Annotated in this window: 1 protein-coding gene; it reads left to right on the top strand. The window is 49.0% G+C overall.

What is annotated here, in order from left to right; translation table 11 throughout:
* Positions 1-38: 38 nt before the first annotated feature.
* Positions 39-239 (top strand): GNAT family N-acetyltransferase (locus RMT89_RS45240; protein ID WP_315889568.1); only part of this gene is annotated, 201 nt, incomplete at its 3' end.

Below are 239 nucleotides of genomic sequence, written 5' to 3'. Positions count from 1 at the left end.
CGACTACCTTGAACGATAGCTCGCTGCCGCTCAGTTGGGTGCTGCTGTTAGAGCAGCAAGTAGTGGGTACCGCTTCGATTTTATTGCAAGATATGCAAACCAACCGCGATTTATCGCCCTGGCTGGCGAATATATATTTGGCACCTGCGGCGCGCGGTAAAGGTTTAGGTAAATGGCTGGTGTTACAAGTAATGCAGCAAGCGCAACAGCTAGGCTTAACCAAGCTGTATTTATTTACC

The sequence above is a fragment of the Streptomyces sp. P17 genome (assembly GCF_032436805.1).
GTDB lineage: Bacteria > Actinomycetota > Actinomycetes > Streptomycetales > Streptomycetaceae > Streptomyces.
Note: the sequence above shows the minus strand (reverse complement) of the source record. Positions and strands in the feature narration are given on the sequence as shown.